General features: G+C 37.6%; 17 protein-coding genes and 1 pseudogene. 16 read left to right on the top strand and 2 right to left on the bottom strand.

The genetic code is table 11. The features are described 5' to 3' along the window. Positions 1–26: 26 nt before the first annotated feature. The 16 genes and pseudogenes from ACFIKY_RS09390 to ACFIKY_RS03215 form a co-directional block, all read left to right on the top strand. Positions 27–1,286, top strand: a pseudogene (locus ACFIKY_RS09390) (Vomp family autotransporter); the annotation flags it as partial. Then, positions 1,283–1,885: an invasion associated locus B family protein gene (locus ACFIKY_RS03285; RefSeq protein WP_375636036.1), complete on the top strand. Its 603-nt coding sequence runs from the start codon at positions 1,283–1,285 to the stop codon at positions 1,883–1,885. The pseudogene ACFIKY_RS09390 and the gene ACFIKY_RS03285, both read left to right, overlap by 4 nt. 947 nt (positions 1,886–2,832) lie before the next feature. Beyond that, the gene (locus tag ACFIKY_RS03280; RefSeq protein ID WP_375636035.1) at positions 2,833–4,143 is read left to right on the top strand and encodes a Ppx/GppA phosphatase family protein; all 1,311 of its coding nucleotides are present in this window, start codon (positions 2,833–2,835) and stop codon (positions 4,141–4,143) included. Positions 4,144–4,172: 29 nt separating this feature from the next. Beyond that, a complete protein-coding gene (locus tag ACFIKY_RS03275; RefSeq protein ID WP_273790641.1) occupies positions 4,173–4,901 on the top strand; it encodes an RlmE family RNA methyltransferase in 729 nt (242 codons plus the stop codon). A 172-nt stretch (positions 4,902–5,073) separates the two neighbouring features. Further along, the gene (obgE, locus tag ACFIKY_RS03270; protein WP_375636034.1) at positions 5,074–6,099 is read left to right on the top strand and encodes a GTPase ObgE; all 1,026 of its coding nucleotides are present in this window, start codon (positions 5,074–5,076) and stop codon (positions 6,097–6,099) included. Between the two features lies 1 nt (position 6,100). Further along, a complete protein-coding gene (gene proB / locus ACFIKY_RS03265) occupies positions 6,101–7,240 on the top strand; it encodes a glutamate 5-kinase (protein ID WP_375636033.1) in 1,140 nt (379 codons plus the stop codon). A 45-nt stretch (positions 7,241–7,285) separates the two neighbouring features. Then, positions 7,286–8,542, top strand: coding sequence for a glutamate-5-semialdehyde dehydrogenase (locus ACFIKY_RS03260; RefSeq protein ID WP_375636032.1), 1,257 nt, complete (start codon positions 7,286–7,288; stop codon positions 8,540–8,542). A gap of 29 nt (positions 8,543–8,571) precedes the next feature. Beyond that, a complete protein-coding gene (locus ACFIKY_RS03255; protein WP_012754576.1) occupies positions 8,572–9,165 on the top strand; it encodes a nicotinate-nucleotide adenylyltransferase in 594 nt (197 codons plus the stop codon). 53 nt (positions 9,166–9,218) lie between these two features. After that, entirely contained in the window at positions 9,219–9,662 is a 444-nt protein-coding gene (gene rsfS / locus ACFIKY_RS03250) for a ribosome silencing factor (RefSeq protein ID WP_375636031.1), read from the top strand. Between the two features lies 1 nt (position 9,663). After that, positions 9,664–10,146, top strand: a complete 483-nt coding sequence (gene rlmH / locus ACFIKY_RS03245; RefSeq protein WP_375636030.1) for a 23S rRNA (pseudouridine(1915)-N(3))-methyltransferase RlmH — start codon at positions 9,664–9,666, stop codon at positions 10,144–10,146. Between the two features lie 96 nt (positions 10,147–10,242). After that, entirely contained in the window at positions 10,243–11,523 is a 1,281-nt protein-coding gene (locus tag ACFIKY_RS03240) for a murein hydrolase activator EnvC family protein (RefSeq protein WP_375636029.1), read from the top strand. Further along, entirely contained in the window at positions 11,513–12,823 is a 1,311-nt protein-coding gene (locus ACFIKY_RS03235) for a S41 family peptidase (protein ID WP_375644656.1), read from the top strand. Before ACFIKY_RS03240 ends, ACFIKY_RS03235 begins: the two co-directional genes overlap by 11 nt. 39 nt (positions 12,824–12,862) lie before the next feature. Further along, positions 12,863–13,384 (top strand): RNA pyrophosphohydrolase, encoded by a 522-nt coding sequence (locus tag ACFIKY_RS03230; protein ID WP_375636027.1) that lies wholly within the window; start codon positions 12,863–12,865, stop codon positions 13,382–13,384. A gap of 99 nt (positions 13,385–13,483) precedes the next feature. Then, the gene (locus ACFIKY_RS03225; RefSeq protein ID WP_012754582.1) at positions 13,484–14,044 is read left to right on the top strand and encodes an invasion associated locus B family protein; all 561 of its coding nucleotides are present in this window, start codon (positions 13,484–13,486) and stop codon (positions 14,042–14,044) included. A 333-nt stretch (positions 14,045–14,377) separates the two neighbouring features. Then, positions 14,378–14,671: a YggT family protein gene (locus tag ACFIKY_RS03220; RefSeq protein WP_375636026.1), complete on the top strand. Its 294-nt coding sequence runs from the start codon at positions 14,378–14,380 to the stop codon at positions 14,669–14,671. A gap of 22 nt (positions 14,672–14,693) precedes the next feature. Further along, positions 14,694–15,008 carry a DUF167 domain-containing protein gene (locus tag ACFIKY_RS03215; RefSeq protein ID WP_012754584.1) on the top strand — a complete coding sequence of 105 codons (315 nt, stop codon included), beginning with the start codon at positions 14,694–14,696 and terminating at the stop codon, positions 15,006–15,008. 54 nt (positions 15,009–15,062) lie between these two features. Here ACFIKY_RS03215 and ppa read toward each other — a convergent pair whose 3' ends face one another. Together ppa and typA are read right to left on the bottom strand one after the other, a co-directional pair. Continuing rightward, positions 15,063–15,593 carry an inorganic diphosphatase gene (ppa, locus tag ACFIKY_RS03210; RefSeq protein ID WP_375644653.1) on the bottom strand — a complete coding sequence of 177 codons (531 nt, stop codon included), beginning with the start codon at positions 15,591–15,593 and terminating at the stop codon, positions 15,063–15,065. A 79-nt stretch (positions 15,594–15,672) separates the two neighbouring features. Further along, complete coding sequence (typA, locus tag ACFIKY_RS03205; RefSeq protein ID WP_375644652.1) at positions 15,673–17,499, bottom strand: translational GTPase TypA; 1,827 nt, start codon at positions 17,497–17,499, stop codon at positions 15,673–15,675. Between the last annotated feature and the right edge of the window lie 926 nt (positions 17,500–18,425).

Raw genomic sequence — 18,425 nt, 5'->3', positions numbered from 1 at the left:
AGTATGATGGTGATGGCTGGGTTCTTCCAGGTTTCAAGCTAATGACTTTCCAAGAAGATGGCAGCTTTGAAGAGGAGGATTATGATAGCATTGCAGCCGCGTTTGCCGGTATCAATAAGGTCTTCAAGAATCTTCATAATGAGATTTCAGAAAATATTGAGCAAAATGCGTTGTTGTGGAGTGATGATGCGGGTGCGTTTGTAGCACAGCATGAGAAGGAAGGTAAAAAGGACAACAGCAAGATCACGTTCCTTGCGGAAGGAAAGATATCAGAAGATTCGACGGATGCGATTAATGGAGGTCAGATTTATACTCTTCAACAGAGCTTTGCCTCATATTTTGGTGGAGGAGCTGGTTATGATAAGGAAGGAAACTGGCAAGGACCCAAATTCTACGTTCAGGTTTTCAATGAGGATGGTACGAAAGGTGATAAAGAGGAGCGTAATAATGTCTCTGAAGCATTTGATGTTGTTAATGACAGCATGAGCACTATCAACGATCGTATAAAAGAAGTTGAAAAGGATGTTGCGTCTAATGGTCTGAATTGGAATGAAGAAAAAGGAAGCTATGATGCTTCTCACGTTGATGATCAGGGCGTTAAGAGTCCTAGTAAGATTATCAATGTAGAGGACGGTAAGGTAGACAAAGATTCCAAAGAAGCAGTTAATGGAGGTCAGCTTTGGGAAACCCAGCAGATGATTACAGATCAGGTCAAGGATATTGAAACTAAAGTTACGGATGGATCTGTACAATATGATAAAGATGAAACAGGTAAAAAGACCAATACAGTTACGTTAGTTGGTGGAGATGATAGTTCTCCAGTGTTAATAGACAATGTAGCGGATGGAAAGATTGAAAAGGATTCGAAAGAAGCTGTTAATGGAGGTCAGTTACATGATTACACAGAACAGCAGATGAAGACGGTTCTTGAAGATGCCAATAAGTATACGGATGAGAAAGTCAATACTATAGTTAATAATGGCGTTAACGAGGCGAAATCCTATACGGATATGAAGTTTGAGACGTTAAATTATGCTATTGAGGATGTTCGCAAGGAAGCAAGACAAGCAGCAGCGATTGGTTTAGCGGTGTCCAACTTACGTTACTATGATATACCAGGATCTTTAAGTGTTTCATTTGGTAGTGGTTTGTGGCGCAGTCAATCCGCATTTGCTATTGGGGCTGGTTATACATCTGAAGATGGAAATATTCGCTCGAATGTATCTATTACGAGTGCTGGAGGTCACTGGGGGATAGGTGCTGGAATTACTCTGAGGTTGAGATGATAATAGAAAAAATGGCTGTTATTGTAAAAAAGAGAAGTATTTTAGTAAAGGTTCTGTTTGCTCTTGCCTTAATAGGCAAGAGCAAAAGCTTTGCTAACGAGAACAATAATATTTATACAGTGCATCCACCGCACTTATCGATACCTAAGGGAGAACCTGGTGAAACACGTCGAATTATTATGCAGTTTTATGACTGGACTTTGATTTGTGACGAAAAACAAAAGCTTAAACATAAGCAAGGTATATGTAATGTGACACAGACTGTTCATGATCAAGAAGGAAATACCATTTTTAGTTGGTCTCTTGTGTCTACGACAAGTGGTCAAGCAGTGATGCTTTTTCGAACATTGCCAAATTCTGATATAAATGTTCCGATTCAAATGTTTGTAAAAGGTGTTAAAAAACCTGTTCTTATTCATTATACGCAATGCAATGAAACCGTTTGTTTGGCACAATCGCCTGTAGGGCCGGTTTTGACTAAACAAATAGAGCAGGACAATAAAGTACGTATTTCCTATAAACTTAAAGAAGGAAAGGTATTTTCTTTTACTGTACCATTTAAAGGGTTAAATGCAGCACTTAATTCTTTACGTCCTTAGAATCCATCGAGTATTTTTAACAAGAGTCATTTTTTCATAAATCGTTGTATTATATTTTTGAGTGTAAATTATAAGGTCAAATAAGTAAGAATTTTTATATAATATGACATCGAGCTGATTTATTGGAAAGAGTGAGAGTTTTATGAATATAAAGTCACAATAAGTTCTTTATATGTAATAGAAAATAAAGTTAGTATTTTCCATAAAGCTTAAAGAGTGGTTTCGTGAGTTATTAGAAGTAAAAAAGATTAGAAATACTCGATTTAAAATAATTAAAAAGATAGATTCCTTACAATAATAAGTAGGCTAAATTCTTTTTTAAAGCTTTAAATGGATTTTTAGAGCGGTCTGATTAAGCATTAATATTTTTCAGATAAATTTATAATCCTAGAGAATTTTTTGAACGATAGTTTTAATTGGTATTCACAAAATAACAGCTATTGTAATTGCATTTTGTAGTATTATGGAACTTTTATTCCAGCATAATCAAAGCCATTTCATTGCATACAACAAATAAGGCTCGTGTGTGGATAACGAGATTGAAAAAAGAAAAAATTTTTTATAAACCGTACTAATGTATAGGTTGTTGTGACCTTAAGAGTCAGCAAATAGTATGATAATGTAGGTTTGTTACAATAGAAGTGTGCTCCGTGTAAATGGTATAAAGAAAAGAGCAAAATTTATAAAAATTGATGCGAACGTAAACGATTAATTTATAGTTTTAAGTTCATAAAGAGAAGCATGATTTCACGGAAACAACCAAAAGATTATACAAAAATCTGAATGATGCTAGTTTAGAAAATTTTAATGATAGGCAAAGAAAGAATGATTTCTTGTATTTATCATTTGATGCTGCATTTTTGATGCTGCATTATTGCTTTATTTAGGAATGAGAAGAAGAGTTTTCGCGTTTATTTATTGGGGGGAACGCTCAAGGGATAAGAGAAATGACCCCGTTAAACTATGGTTCAAAAGAGTTAAAGCGAGGAGAAATATACGATACCAAAGCAGATCAGTTGTATGATCAGTGCGGTAGTAATACAAATAATCGTTCTGCATTGTCACGAACAGAATCATACTCTGTTTTTGTTGATATAAAGAGACAACAGAGAAAAAAACATTATGAACAGAAACAGGCTTTTGTTCAATCTGAGACAGCTTTTGAGTTTCATAGTCAGATAATGATAGGTGCTCAAAAAACAAAAAAACTCAAAGCGCCTTTTCTTCGACGGTTCCCTCCAGTAAAGTCTCCACCTCTTTATGCAGCACTTGATCTCGGAACGAATAATTGTCGTCTTCTTATCGCATCTCCCAGTAAGCCTGGATATTTTCGTGTTGTTGATGCTTTTTCTCGTATTGTAAGATTGGGAGAAGGTTTAATAAATAATGGTTTTCTTAATACACGAGCTATGGATCGTGCGATTGAAGCATTAAAGATTTGTCATTTAAAGCTAAAACAAAGGCATATTAAGCGTTATCGCTTGATTGCAACAGAAGCTTGTCGTTCTGCAGAAAATGGTAAACATTTTATTCAGCGTGTTTTGGAGGAGACAGGTCTTGAATTGGAAATTGTTGATCGGCAAACAGAAGCGCGTTTTGCTGTTACAGGGTGTAGTACACTTATTGAACCAAATACTGACGCAATTGTGCTTTTTGATATTGGAGGGGGATCATCAGAAATTGTGCTACTTGATGTTTCTCAAAAGCGTTCTTTTCGTTTAGCTAGACAAATTATCGCTTGGACTTCTCTTCCTGTTGGTGTTGTTACGCTTTCTGAACGTTTTGGAGGGAATGATATTAGCTTAGATGATTTTGAAAAAATGAAAAGCTATGTGCGAGGGTTATTAAATAATTTTTCAGATCGTCATAAATTAGGAGAGTTAGCGCAAGGTTCGAAGTTTCATCTTTTGGGAACCTCCGGTACAGTTACGACTTTAGCAGGAATGTATCTTAATTTAGAGCGTTATGATAGGAAAAAAGTGGATGGCATTTGGATGAATGATGCAGACATTACTCTTATGACAAAACGCCTATTGTCATGGGATATAGAAAAACGTGTCGTAAGTCCTTTTATTGGGCGCGAGAGAGCAGATTTAGTTTTAGCTGGTTGTGCAATTTTAGATGTTATTCGGGAAGTTTGGCCAAGTCAGCGTTTAAGAGTTGCTGATCGTGGATTAAGGGAAGGAATTTTGATAGAGCTGATGTTACGCGATAGGGTATGGTGTCGTCATAGAAAGAGCGGAGATTTCAAGCGTTAGAGAATTAAATATGGAGACAATGAATAACGATGAAAAAAACAACAAAAACACCGAGGGGTGGCTACGGAGGTTCAGGGTCACATGAATTATATCAGCGCGTAAAAAAGAAAGCAGGAACCATTAAAGCTTCATCACGACGATGGTTAGAGAGGCATCTGAATGATCCTTATGTCCATCAATCAAAAGTAGATGGTTATCGTTCGCGTGCGGCTTATAAACTCATTGAAATTAATGAGCGTTATAGGTTTTTGAAAAAAGGTCAAAAGGTTATTGATCTAGGAGCAGCACCTGGGGGATGGTGTCAGGTGGCTGAGCGTATAGTAGGGTCAAGTGATGAAGATCCTAGCGTTGTTGGTATTGATTATTTACATGTTGATCCATTGCCTAGAGTTGCCATGTTGGAAATGGATTTTTTGCATACAGATGCACCGCAGAAATTAATTGAAACTTTAGGGACAAAACCGGATGTGGTTCTTTCTGATATGGCAGCGCCAACAACAGGTCATCGTCAGACGGATCATTTAAGAACGATTTATTTATGTGAAGTTGCGGCTGATTTTGCTCTTTCGGTTCTTAAGCCTGGGGGACATTTTTTAGCAAAGGCTTTTCAAGGAGGAGCAGAAAACACTCTTCTCACAATACTAAAACAGCATTTTAAAAAAGTCTATCATGTTAAACCGCCTGCAAGCCGATCAGAATCAGTAGAGCTTTATCTTCTAGCACTTGAATTTAAGGGAAAAACAAAAATACAAGAATAGCGCCTTCTTTTAAGAAGATTTAACTTTACTTAACCTATTTAGATGTGATGATTTTTTCTCAAAGAGTTATCGGCGATATTGACAGTTTTTCTGTTATCAATGATGAAAAACTGGTAAAACTAATGTATTGCCTATAGAGGTAGAGAGATTGATTCCTCAGAGAGTGCTTCCAATGAAATTTCTTGATCAAGCTAAGGTTTATATTCGTTCTGGTAATGGAGGTTCTGGAGCAGTATCATTTCGTCGTGAAAAATTCATAGAATTTGGGGGACCTGATGGAGGGAATGGAGGACGGGGTGGTGATGTTTGGGCTCTTGTTGTTGATGGGCTTAACACGCTGATTGATTATCGCTACCAACAGCATTTTAAAGCAAAAACAGGGGGGAATGGCAAGGGTCGTAATATGACGGGTGAAAAGGGTGACGATGTCATCCTTAAAGTTCCGGTTGGGACGCAAATTTTTGAAGAAGATAATACAACGTTAATCTGTGATTTAACGGAAGTGGGGCAGCGCTATCGTCTTGCAAAAGGAGGGAATGGCGGTTTTGGTAATCTTCATTTTACAACATCGACAAATCGGGCACCGCGTCGTGCAAATCCAGGTTTGGCTGGAGAAGAGCGCGCAGTATGGCTTCGCTTGAAATTAATTGCTGATGCTGGGCTTGTTGGTTTACCTAATGCTGGAAAATCAACTTTTTTAGCTTCTGTAACGGCTGCAAAACCAAAAGTTGCAGGTTATCCTTTTACCACTCTACATCCTCATCTTGGTGTTGTACGTATTGATGGTCGTGAATTTGTTTTGGCTGATATTCCAGGATTAATTGAAGGAGCGCATGAAGGTGTGGGAATTGGAGATCGTTTTTTAGGACATGTAGAACGTTGTCGCGTACTGCTTCATCTGATTTCTTCTCAAGAAGAAGATGTAGCAAAAGCATATCAAATTGTGCGTCATGAACTTGAGGCATATGGAAATAATCTAAGTGATAAGACTGAAATTGTCGCTTTAAGCCAGATAGATACTCTGACAATTGAAGAGCGTAAAACGAAACAAGAAGCTTTGCAAAGAGCTGCGGGTCAACCTGTTATGATGTTTTCTGCGGTTAGCCGCGAAGGTTTAGAAAATGTGCTGCGGGCTGGTGCACATATTATTGAAATGTCAAGCAAAGAGGAGATCAGTGGGGATAGCAAGGTTGATTGAGATGGCTGTTGGATCGCAAAAACTTACACACTATAAACGTATTGTGGTCAAGATTGGATCTGCCCTTTTGGTTGATCCTCAGACAGGTTTACGGGTTGAATGGCTTAAAAGCTTGATCAGTGATGTTGTTGAATTGCACAAAAAAGGCGTAGAGATATTGTTGGTGTCTTCAGGCGCTATTGCTTTAGGAAGGACATTGCTACAGCTTCCTAAGGGCGTTTTGAAATTGGAAGAAAGTCAGGCATGTGCTGCTTTGGGGCAAATTGAGTTAGCAAAAACCTATGGTGATGCGCTTGCTCAACATGGGCTCAAAACAGGCCAAATTTTGCTCACTTTATTTGATACGGAGGAGCGAAGGCGTTATCTCAATGCACGTGCAACGATTGAGATGCTTTTATATTTGGGAGCTGTGCCTGTTATTAATGAGAATGATACTGTTGCAACAACTGAAATTCGTTATGGTGATAATGATCGTTTAGCTGCACGTGTGGCAACAATGGTGAGGGCAGATCTTTTAATACTTTTATCTGATATTGATGGTCTTTATACAAAGTCTCCCCATAGTGATCCTACGGCTGAATTTATACCTTTTGTTGCATCCATTACGCATGATATCGAAAAAATGGCAGATGTTGCTGCTTCAGAGTTTTCACGGGGAGGAATGAAGACTAAGCTTGATGCCGGAAAAATCGCTAATGCTGCTGGAACGGCGATGATTATCACCTCAGGCAAGCGTATGAATCCCCTTGCTGCAATTGACAAAGGTGAACGTAAGAGTTTTTTTGCGGCAAGTAAGAAATCTGTCAGTGCTTGGAAAACATGGATTTCTGGTCATTTAGATCCATCTGGTGTTTTGACGATTGATCAAGGAGCCATTAGGGCCCTTGAAACAGGAAAATCGTTATTAGCTGCAGGGGTTATTGCCGTTGAGGGAAATTTCCAGCGTGGGGATACGGTTGCAATTGTTGGTACAGATGGAGTTGAGATTGCGCGTGGACTTGTAAGCTATGACAAAGATGAGGCTGTACGCATTATAGGACATAAAAGTGAAGAAATTGAAGCTATTCTTGGGTATGAGGCGCGCTCTGCTATGGTGCATCGTAATGATATGATTGTACGTTGCTTGACCAATTCTGTTTAAAAAAGTTACTTTTGTTTTTATTGTTTTGGCAGAGTGGATGATACGATGACTTTAGAAGAACAAATGAAAGATATGGGACAAAAAGCGCGCTATGCCGCTGCAGCGTTGGCTGTTGCTTCTTCTGAGCAAAAGAACAATGCATTGGAAATGATCGCTTTAAGTCTGGAGGCTCAGTCAGATGAGATTTTACGGGCGAATTGTCAAGATTTAGAGAATGCTGCTCAGAATAATTTGAAAGCTGCAATGATTGATCGGCTAAAATTAGATGACTTGCGTTTACGTGCAATGATAGACAGTGTTCGCCAAGTTGCTCGTTTATCTGATCCTGTTGGACAGGTCATGAGCGCGTGGAAACGTCCAAATGGGCTTCATATAAGTCGTGTACGAACACCTCTTGGTGTGATTGGTATTATTTATGAAAGTCGTCCAAATGTTACAGTTGATGCGAGTTCTTTGTGCTTAAAAGCAGGCAATGCTGCGATTTTGCGTGGTGGTTCGGATAGCTTTCATTCTTCTCATGCTCTTCATGTAGCTTTGGTACAAGGTTTAGAGCGCTCTGGTTTACCCAAAGATGCTATTCAAATGGTTGGAACGACAGATCGCGCTGCCGTTGGGGAAATGCTCAAAGGATTGGATGGAGCGATTGATGTGATAGTACCACGTGGTGGAAAGAGCCTTGTTGCCCGCGTTCAGTCTGATGCACGTGTTCCAATTTTTGCTCATTTGGAGGGACTTTGTCATATTTATATTGATAAATCGGCAGATTTAGATATGGCACGCAATATTGTTTTAAATGCAAAGTTGCGGCGGACAGGGATATGCGGTGCTGTTGAGACAGTTCTCATTGACAGTCAGGCATTAAAAAAGTTTCTTCCTGTTTTAACTGCTTTACAGGAGAAGGGGTGTGAAATTCGTGCTACAGAAGATATTGTTTTTCTTATGCCAGATGTCAAATTAGCTTCTGAAGAAGATTGGTCGCATGAATATCTTGATGCTATTCTTTCTGTTAAAACGGTTGAGGGTGTTGAGGGAGCCATTTCTCATATCAAGCGTTATTCATCAGGACATACGGAATCGATTATTGCTGAGGATTTGGAAGTGGTGAAGAATTTTTTTAATCATTTAGATTCAGCTATTTTGCTGCACAATGCGTCCACACAATTTGCTGATGGAGGTGAATTTGGTTTTGGAATGGAAATTGGTATTGCAACAGGAAAAATGCATGCACGTGGCCCGATAGGTGTTGAACAGCTAACTTCATTTCAATATCATGTTAAAGGAAATGGTCAGGTTAGAGCTTGAGAACACCATTTTTTCCATGGAAAAATTGTATGCCACATGTTGAAAGATCCAATGTTGTGGGTCTTTTTGGTGGTTCCTTTAATCCACCGCATGCAGGGCATCTTCTTGTTGCAAAAATTGCCATTCGGCGTTTGCATCTTGATCAGTTATGGTGGATGATCACTCCAGGAAATCCTTTAAAGGATCGTACACAGTTGCTCTCTTTAGAGGAGAGAATGCAATTAAGTTTTAAACTTATTGACCATCCAAAAATTCGCTTAACAGGTTTTGAACAGGCTATAGGGAGCAAAGTATCAATAGATACAATTTTTCATATTCTTACCCATTACAGTGGCGTAAATTTTGTATGGATTATGGGGGCAGATAGTTTTACGACGATACATCATTGGTATCGATGGCATGATATCGTTTCTATGCTTCCTATTGCGATTATTGATCGTCCTTTAGGCAATCGGTCGGCACTTTCTTCTCCTATGGCACATATTTATCGTCGTTTTCGTTTGGATGAGAGAGAAAGTAAGCGATTACCTTTTATCAAGCCACCAGTTTGGACTTATTTGCATGGACCTTTATCTTTTCAATCTTCAACAAACCTGCGTTTGAAAAAGAATGATTTTTCTTGAACATTTCATAAGATTCTGCTTCTCTTTAGAGAAATCTCTTTTTAGATTCCACAATGATAAGAAAGGATATTGATCTGAAAAATATTGCACACAAACACTCTTACGATAGTATGCCTTCAAAAGAAAAAAAAGTTTTTTCTGTTAGAGAGAGTCTTGAAGTTATTCTCAAGAGCTTAGAAGATACAAAAGCAGAAGATATTGTTTCTATTGATATTCGGGGGAAGTCATCTTTGGCTGATTATATGGTCATAGCTTCAGCAAATTCGCAGCGTCATGTATCTTCTGTTGCTGATCATTTATTACATACTTGGAAAAATAATGGGCAGGGGCTTGCGCGTGTAGAAGGGCTTGCTGGAGGTGATTGGGTATTGATTGATACAGGTGATATTATCATTCATCTTTTTCGTCCAGAAATTCGCCTTTTTTATAATTTAGAAAAAATATGGATGACTCCGGATTTAAACGATACAGCTTTGCTTCTCTTCGGAGATCATTAAAATGCAAATTTCTATTTTTGCGGTTGGTCGTATGAAAAGTGGGGCGGAGCAAAAATTAGTTCAGCATTATTTGGATCGTTTTTCTAAAATTTCTGGAGTTGTAGGCTTTCATTTAAAAAAATTACAAGAGATACCAGAAAGTCGTGCTCAAACAGCGTGTCAACGTATGGAGGAAGAGGGGAGAAGACTTATTGAATTTTTACCTGAAAAATGTCGATTAATTGTGTTAGATGAGCGTGGAGAATCGATTTCTTCAATTTCTTTTTCTGAAAAATTGAGGTGTTATCGTGATGAAGGCATTCGAGATGTCGTCATTGCTTTGGGAGGACCTGATGGACATAATGAACAAATAAGGAAGCATGCTGATTTTCTTTTATCTTTTGGTTTGATGACGTGGCCACATCAAATCGCACGTATTCTTCTTACAGAACAACTTTACCGCGCTGTGACAATCGAAAATAATCATCCGTATCATCGTTTTTAATATTTTTGTGCAATTTTTAGCACTTATTTATATATTTATTAATATTGTTTTAGCTGACACCATTTAAAGCATCTCTAATGTATACGATGAGGTGTCATGGTTGGGCAAATGAAAAAGCTTCTTCATAGAAAGATGCTATATTTATATGGGGAGTGCGTGATATTTGTCATTTTGCTCTTGAGTATGTTTTTTTGCTTTTCTGTATCGCATGCGGAAGATACAATGAGGAGTACGGAAGCACATAAAGAATTAGGAGAAATTCGCCAAAACATTTCACTTTCGCGTGAGCGTGTTGCTTTTCTTACGCATCAGGTTGAGCATTTAAAAAAAGATCAACGTGTTTTGAGTGATGCACTCATAAAGGCGGCTAAAGAAGAACGTACAGTAGCAGATGATATTGCTAAAAGGGAAGAAAAGCTTAAAAAAATGATAGAAGAGCGGGTACAAGTCTATCAAAGTTTAAAAAATCGTCGCACTGAATTTGCGGAAGTTCTTGCAATTTTGGAACGTATGGGATTGAATCCGCCTCCTGCTCTTATGATACAGCCAGAGGACGCGTTGGCTTCTATACGTAGTTCTGTTTTATTAGGTACTGTTATTCCTCAGATGCAAGAGAAAACACGAGATTTAACACAGAAACTCAAGGAGTTGACCAATTTGAGTAATTCCATTACTACGGAATATACGGCATTAAAGACAAAACTGCAAAATCAAGCAGAGCAGCGAAAACGTCTAGAGCTTTTATTAGACAAAAAAAACAAACTACAAAAAAAATCAGAAAAAGAACTTACAGAACAGCAACAAAAAAATATTGCTCTTGCTAAAAAAGCGCAGTCTTTGGAAGAATTGATTTTAGAGCTCGACCGTCAGTCAAAACTTAGCTCTGATGCATCAGTACAGGTACGGAAAAGTTTGCAATTGTTAGAACAGTCCAATTTTGAAAGCCGAAAAGGTTCTTTACTTTTTCCTGTTTCAGGAAAAAGAATACATCGCTCTAACAAAAATTCGCAGATTACGCGCTTTGGTGAAACGATAGAAACAGAGTCAGGAGCTGTTGTTATATCACCTGTAGATGCTTTTGTTGCTTTTGCTGGGCCATTTCGTTCTTACGGACAGTTAATTATTCTTAATGTTGGAAATGGTTATCATATTATTCTTACTGGAATGTCGAGAATTAATGTAAAACAGGGGCAGTTTGTCCTTTCTGGTGAGCCTCTGGGTATAATGGAGATGCAATTTATTTCAAACAGTGTTGCATTGGATATAGGAAAAACTTCTCCAATGCTTTACATTGAGTTTAGAAAGCAGGGAAAACCTGTAAATCCAACTCCTTGGTGGCAGACTGAAAAAATAAGAAGGAGCCAAAATGATTCGTAAAGTTATTCTTTTGGTCGCTGGGGTATTGCTCGGCGCCTGTTCAATGATTATGGTGCAGTCTGTTGCTGCGAATAATGAAGATAATGCATATAAAAAGCTAGCTATATTTGGCGATGTTTTTGAGCGCGTGCGTATGCAGTACGTTACAGTTCCAGATGATAAAAAGCTCATTGAAAATGCTATCAATGGCATGCTCACATCACTGGACCCTCATTCATCTTATTTGAATGCTGAAGAAGCCAAGGATATGCGGGATTCTACGAAAGGAGAGTTCGGAGGTCTTGGTATTGAGGTCACTATGGAAAAAAACTTGATTAAAGTTGTTTCACCAATGGATGATACTCCCGCTTCAAAAGCAGGTATTTTAGCAGGAGACCTTATTTCAAAAATTGATGATGTACAAACGAATGGTCAAACATTGAATGAAGCTGTTAATAAGATGCGAGGTGCTCCTGGAACACCAATTACCTTAACAATTATTCGTTCTGGCGTTGATAAGCCATTTGAAGTGAAGATTGTTCGTGATATTATCAAGGTAAAAGCGGTGAAGTATCGGGTTGAGGGCGATATTGGATATTTAAGAGTTATCCAGTTTTCTGAGCAGACATTAGGTAATCTTCTGGCGGCAATTAAAGATATCCAATCTAAAATTCCTGAAGATAAGCTAAAAGGTTACGTTCTTGATTTGCGACTTAATCCTGGTGGGCTTTTAGATCAAGCTGTTAATGTTTCGAGTGCTTTTCTCAATAAAGGTGAAATTGTGTCGACTCGTGGGCGCAAAAAGAGTGATGTGATAAGGTTTGATGCGAAGCCAGGTGATGTTATCCATGGAAAACCGCTCATTGTCCTTATTAATGGTGGTTCGGCAAGTGCTTCTGAAATTGTTGCGGGTGCATTACAAGATCATCGTCGTGCAACAATTTTAGGGACGCAGTCTTTTGGTAAAGGATCTGTTCAAACAATTATTCCTTTGGGTGAAAATGGAGCTTTACGCTTAACAACAGCACTTTATTACACGCCATCTGGCACTTCTATTCAAGGAACAGGGATCACGCCTGATATTATTGTAGAGCAACCACTCCCTGAAAAATATAAGGGTTATGATGTAAAAGTTGGTGAGTCTGCATTAAAAGGACATATCAAAGGAAAACGAGAGAGTAATAAAGGATCTGGTTCAGCTGCTTTTGTTCCGAAAGACCCTAAAGATGATATTCAATTGAATGAGGCCTATAAGCTGTTACGAGGTGAAATGGCAAATGCAGCATTTCCACCAGATCCCAATAAGGATGTGTTAAAGTGAGAAATGATATCTATAGCTTGCGATTTTGAGGAATATTAAATGGATGCAGGTATTAATTTGAAGATTCTTCCATATCGCAAATGTGTTGGGATTGTTGTCTTTAATCATGAGGGTAAAGTTTGGGTTGGGCGTCGTTTAATGACGCCTATTCATGCAGAGACCGAGATATCTCATCGTTGGCAGCTTCCTCAAGGAGGGATTGATGAAGATGAAAAACCGTTAGATGCAGCATATCGTGAACTTTATGAAGAAACGGGTATTCGATCTGTAAAGTTGATTAAAGAAGCACAAAATTGGTTCCACTATGATTTTCCACAAGAACTTATTGGGTGTACATTAAGCAATAAATATCGTGGACAAATACAAAAGTGGTTTGCTTTCCAGTTTACGGGAAAGCTTTCTGAAATTGCGATTAATCCGCCACCAGATGGCAATAAAGCGGAATTCGATCAATGGAAATGGATTGATCTAGAAACCCTTCCGTTGATCGCTGTTTCTTTTAAAAAACATGTCTATATGAAAGTTGTCAGCGAATTTCGAGGTAGCCTTAGACCATTATAAAAGCTATATGATTATGAGAAAGCTTTTTTATTAAGACGCTTTATATCATTTATAAATAATAAACATGTTTCTCTTTTATGTAAAGAACAGGAATATAAAATGAAAAAATTATTTAATTTACTTATAGTTTTTACTCTCTTGAGTATTTCATCTGTTGCATTTGCGACAAATTCAAAAACTCCTGCATCAAAAGATGCGGCAGCGACATTGCCAAATGGAGCTTCTTCTTTGACTGAAACCTACGGTTTGTGGACTATTAATTGTGGTATACAAGAAGGGAAAAGAATTTGTTTTATGCACCGTCAAGAAGTAAATGAGCAGGGGCGTGTTGTTGTGGCTATGAGCCTTATTCTCAATGCTGAGGGTGTTGTATCTGGTAATTTAACAGTTCCTTTTGGTATTTTGGTTTCTAAGCCTGTTCGTTTACAAGTTGATGAGGGAAAAGCTGTTATCGAAACTGGTATTCGGACTTGTGTACCAGCAGGTTGCATGGTTCCTGTCGTTTTTGACAAAAATCACGTAGCAGCTTTACGTTCTGGAAAACAGTTAAAGTTGGCAATGACAATTGCTGCTGCAGGTGAACCAGCTTTGAATGATTTATTTGTTCAGCTCAATGGTTTTAGCAGTGCTCTTAACCGTTTGACTGCTTTGCAGAAATAATTTTAAAAATAAAATAAAAGCGGCCTTTAAAAGGCCGTTTTTAGTTAGTTTGTTTTTTATATATTAATAATTAAAACGATGAGGTTTAAGATTAATCCTATAAGGGATATTCAGACTTTTTTGCTGTTTCTTCTATTTTCATGTGCTATTTTTAATTTTGATATTTGTTTTCTAGCTGCATCGTCATTAAATAGAGAGATGAAGAATTTAGATGTCTGGTTTTTATTCAAGAAAAAGAGTATTGAAGTATAAAACCATTTTTTGATACACAAACCTGCTTTAATGAAGGTTTTCTATACGCTCTTCTGTTTCCTTGATTGAAAGGGATGACGCATGATTTATGCATTGCTTCGAACGATTGATTTGATTTTTGATATTTATATTGATATTTTAATCGCTAGTGTCATTTTTTCTTGGCTTTATGTCTTTAATATCATAAATTCGCGCAATCGCTTTGTTGTTTTGATAGGAAGCTTTCTAAATCGTCTTACAAATCCTGTTCTAAGCCGTGTACGGCAAATTTTACCAAATTTTGGGACAATTGATATTTCACCTATTGTAGTGTTCATTATTATTTATTTTATTCGTACTTTCATGTGGCGCATTTACGCAAACATGTATTTATAGAAATATTACTTGAGGCGAATACATGTTTTATCAAGTTGATAAAAATAACTTGATTTTGTTTGTATATCTCATTCCTAAATCATCCGTTGACAAAATAATAGGGGTTGAATGTAGGGACGGTGAAAAACAATATCTGGTTATACGCCTTCGTGCTGTTCCTGAAGATGGAAAAGCGAATAAAGCTCTCATTAAATTTCTTGCGAAGCAGTGGAAAATACCATCTTCTTCTATTTCTCTGAAAAACGGCGCAATATCTCGCTACAAACAACTTTACTTTTCAACACATTTAGAAGAGCTAAAGCAGATATGGCAATCCTTTAGAGATTGCATCTCGTAGAAAAAATAAATAATAAAGCCTATTAAAAAAACAGGCTTTATTTTATTAAAATCGTTATATTTTTTTATTGCGCTCAACAGCTTTCTTAATTAATTCATGAGCAAAGTTTTTATCACGCCATCCTTCAATTTTAGCCCATTTTCCAGGTTCCAGATCTTTGTAATGCTTGAAGAAATGTTCAATTTGTTTGAGTGTAATCTCGGGAAGATCTGTATAGTCATGAATATTAATATAGCGTTTTGTTAATTTTGGAGTGGGAATGGCAATAATTTTTTCATCTTTACCACCATCATCTTCCATCATCAGAGCTCCGATGGGGCAAACATTGATAACACAACCAGGCATAAGTGGACGGGTATTACAGATAAGGACATCAATAGGATCACCATCATCTGAAAGTGTATGAGGGACAAAACCGTAATTTCCAGGATAAACCATTGATGTATGAAGAAAACGGTCAACAAATAATGCGCCCGACTTTTTATCCATCTCATATTTTATTGGTTGACCACCAAGGGAGACTTCCACAATAACGTTAATATCTTCTGGTGGATTTTTGCCTACAGGTATTTCCTTAATATTCATAGAGACATCCTTTCTGGGATATAGTGAGGCTCAATACAATTAAATATTTTATAAATATTTTACCAAAGAGATTATCAAATTAGCTTAAAATTGATGCACGTGTTTTTTCAAAACGTTTACGTTCATTAGGATCAAGATAGAGTTTGCGGAGACGAATATTTTTAGGGGTTACCTCCACAAGTTCATCATCTTGTATCCACGATAAGGCACGTTCTAATGTCATTCTAATGGGAGGCGTTAGCTTTACGGCTTCATCTTTTCCGGAAGCGCGCATATTGGTGAGTTTTTTTCCTTTTAACACATTAACTTCTAGGTCATTATCTCGTGAGTGGATGCCAATAATCATACCTTGATAGACTTTCACACCCGCATCGATGATCATAGGTCCACGATCTTCAAGATTAAAAAGAGCATAAGCGACAGATTCACCATTGTCATTTGAAATCATAACACCATTAACGCGACCAGCAATGTCTCCTTTATAAGGTTCATAAGCATGGAAAAGGCGATTCATAATTGCTGTACCACGTGTATCCGTTAAAAGTTCAGATTGATAACCAATGAGTCCTCTGGTTGGCGCATAAAAAACAAGTCGGACACGATTACCCCCAGAAGGGCGTAATTCCACCATTTCGCCCTTACGTTCAGACATTTTTTGTACAACAGTACCGGAATATTCTTCATCAACATCGATAACAACTTCTTCGATTGGTTCAAGAGTTATTCCATTTTCATCTTTTTGCATAACAACACGTGGGCGTGAAACACTAAGCTCAAATCCTTCACGGCGCATATTTTCAATGAGAACTGCAAGCTGTAATTCTCCTCGTCCTGAAACGTAGAAAGAATCTTTATCGGCTGATTCTTCAATTTTAAGAGCGACGTTGCCTTCTGCTTCTTTTAACAATCGGTCACGAATGACACGACTTGTTACTTTATCGCCTTCAGTTCCAGCAAGGGGACTATCGTTGACGAGAAAACTCATAGTAACAGTAGGAGGATCAATTGGTTGGGCAGTAAGGGGTTCATTAACAGTAGGATCACAGAAAGTATCAGCAACGGTACCTTTTTGTAGACCTGCAATCGCAACAATATCACCAGCACTTCCTTCTTCAATAGGTTGCCGTTCTAAGCCACGAAATGCTAAAATCTTTGAAATACGCCCAGTTTCTAAAAGTTTTCCATCTTGTCCAAGAACCTTGACATTTTGGTTGGGTCTTAGAGAGCCAGAATGAATCCGCCCTGTAATAATTCGTCCCAAAAACGGATCTGCTTCAAGAATAGTTCCAATCATGCGAAACGGTCCTTCTGCTACACTAGGAGAAGGGACATGCTGCGTCACAAGATCAAATAAAGGACTTAATCCCTGATCTTTTGGTCCCTCGGGGGCTTCAGCCATCCATCCATCGCGTCCAGATCCATAAAGAATAGGAAAATCAAGCTGTTCGTCTGTTGCATCAAGAGCAGCGAAAAGGTCAAAAACCTCATTAATGACTTCATCAACGCGTGCATCAGGTCGGTCAATTTTATTAATAGCAACAATAGGGCGCAATCCCACTTTCAATGCTTTGCCAACGACAAATTTTGTTTGTGGCATTGGTCCTTCAGCAGCATCAACAAGTACAATGGCTCCATCAACCATATTTAGAATGCGTTCAACTTCTCCACCAAAGTCGGCGTGCCCTGGTGTATCAACAATATTAATTCGAGTATCTTTCCAAACAACAGATGTCACTTTCGCTAGGATTGTAATTCCGCGTTCTTTTTCAATATCGTTTGAATCCATCATACGTTCACTTGTACGCTGATTATCACGGAAGTTTCCTGATTGCTTGAGTAGTCCGTCTACAAGCGTTGTTTTCCCATGGTCAACGTGGGCAATGATGGCAATGTTACGCAATTGCATAAATTTTCTTCTTTTCGTTTAATGAAATTTCATTTGAGGCAGAGTCTTTACATTCTTTGCCTGACTATTACAAAACCTTTTACATGTTTTTTTATAATTTTGGAAGATGGAGGTAATATTTTTATGGTAAAACTATTCATCCAAGTCTTTAAGGCTCTATTAAGCTTCAATTACTGGAGCTTCGTAAAAAGTTTTTTATAGTACGGATGTTTTATTCTCGAGCTAAGAATTGTCCATAAAAATCACTGTCAATTTGATTTTTATCAATATGATGTAAGGAATTTATATGAACGCTTGTAAGAATAAGTAAGTATAAAGCTAGCTGTATTATTGTTGTAGTTTTGCAAAGAGATTGATAAAAATCCGGAAGATCTCTCAATCCATAGCCAATTTATTGACGATTGTACGACATTTTTATTCTAATAAAGCTTTTTCTTATTCTATTTCTATAACTTGTCAATCAAAATCCAGATCTAATGCAACCGTGTATTTGAGGTAAATATTGAGACGATTAAGCATTTTATAAGAAGTTCTAGCTTTTGTATGCCAGATTGGGTCAATAGTTATATCTGTTTTATTTATTTATTTATGAAACCGGAATACAGTCTTATTTAGAAGGAATATGAAGGCATCAAAAGAAAATTCTTATCTTTGCCGTTAAGACAAATTTATGCTTTCAAAAGCATCTAAGCAATATCTTTAAAACCATGAAGATAGTGCATTGCCTCACACTTTTGTTAATCGCATTCTCTAATAGGAGTATGCGTTTCATGCCAAACAGAACGCTTTAAACAGAATAGACTTGTTGTTGCATATTCATGTACTTAAGAGAGATTTTTGAACGTACACTACATCCATTTCATGATAGGGCTCATAAATGATATAATATACGCGAATAGTATACTATCAACACCGTTGTGAAGAAA

The organism is Bartonella sp. CR127HXZ, from assembly GCF_042194555.1.
In the GTDB taxonomy this organism is placed as follows: Bacteria; Pseudomonadota; Alphaproteobacteria; order Rhizobiales; family Rhizobiaceae; genus Bartonella; species Bartonella grahamii.
Note: the sequence above shows the minus strand (reverse complement) of the source record. Positions and strands in the feature narration are given on the sequence as shown.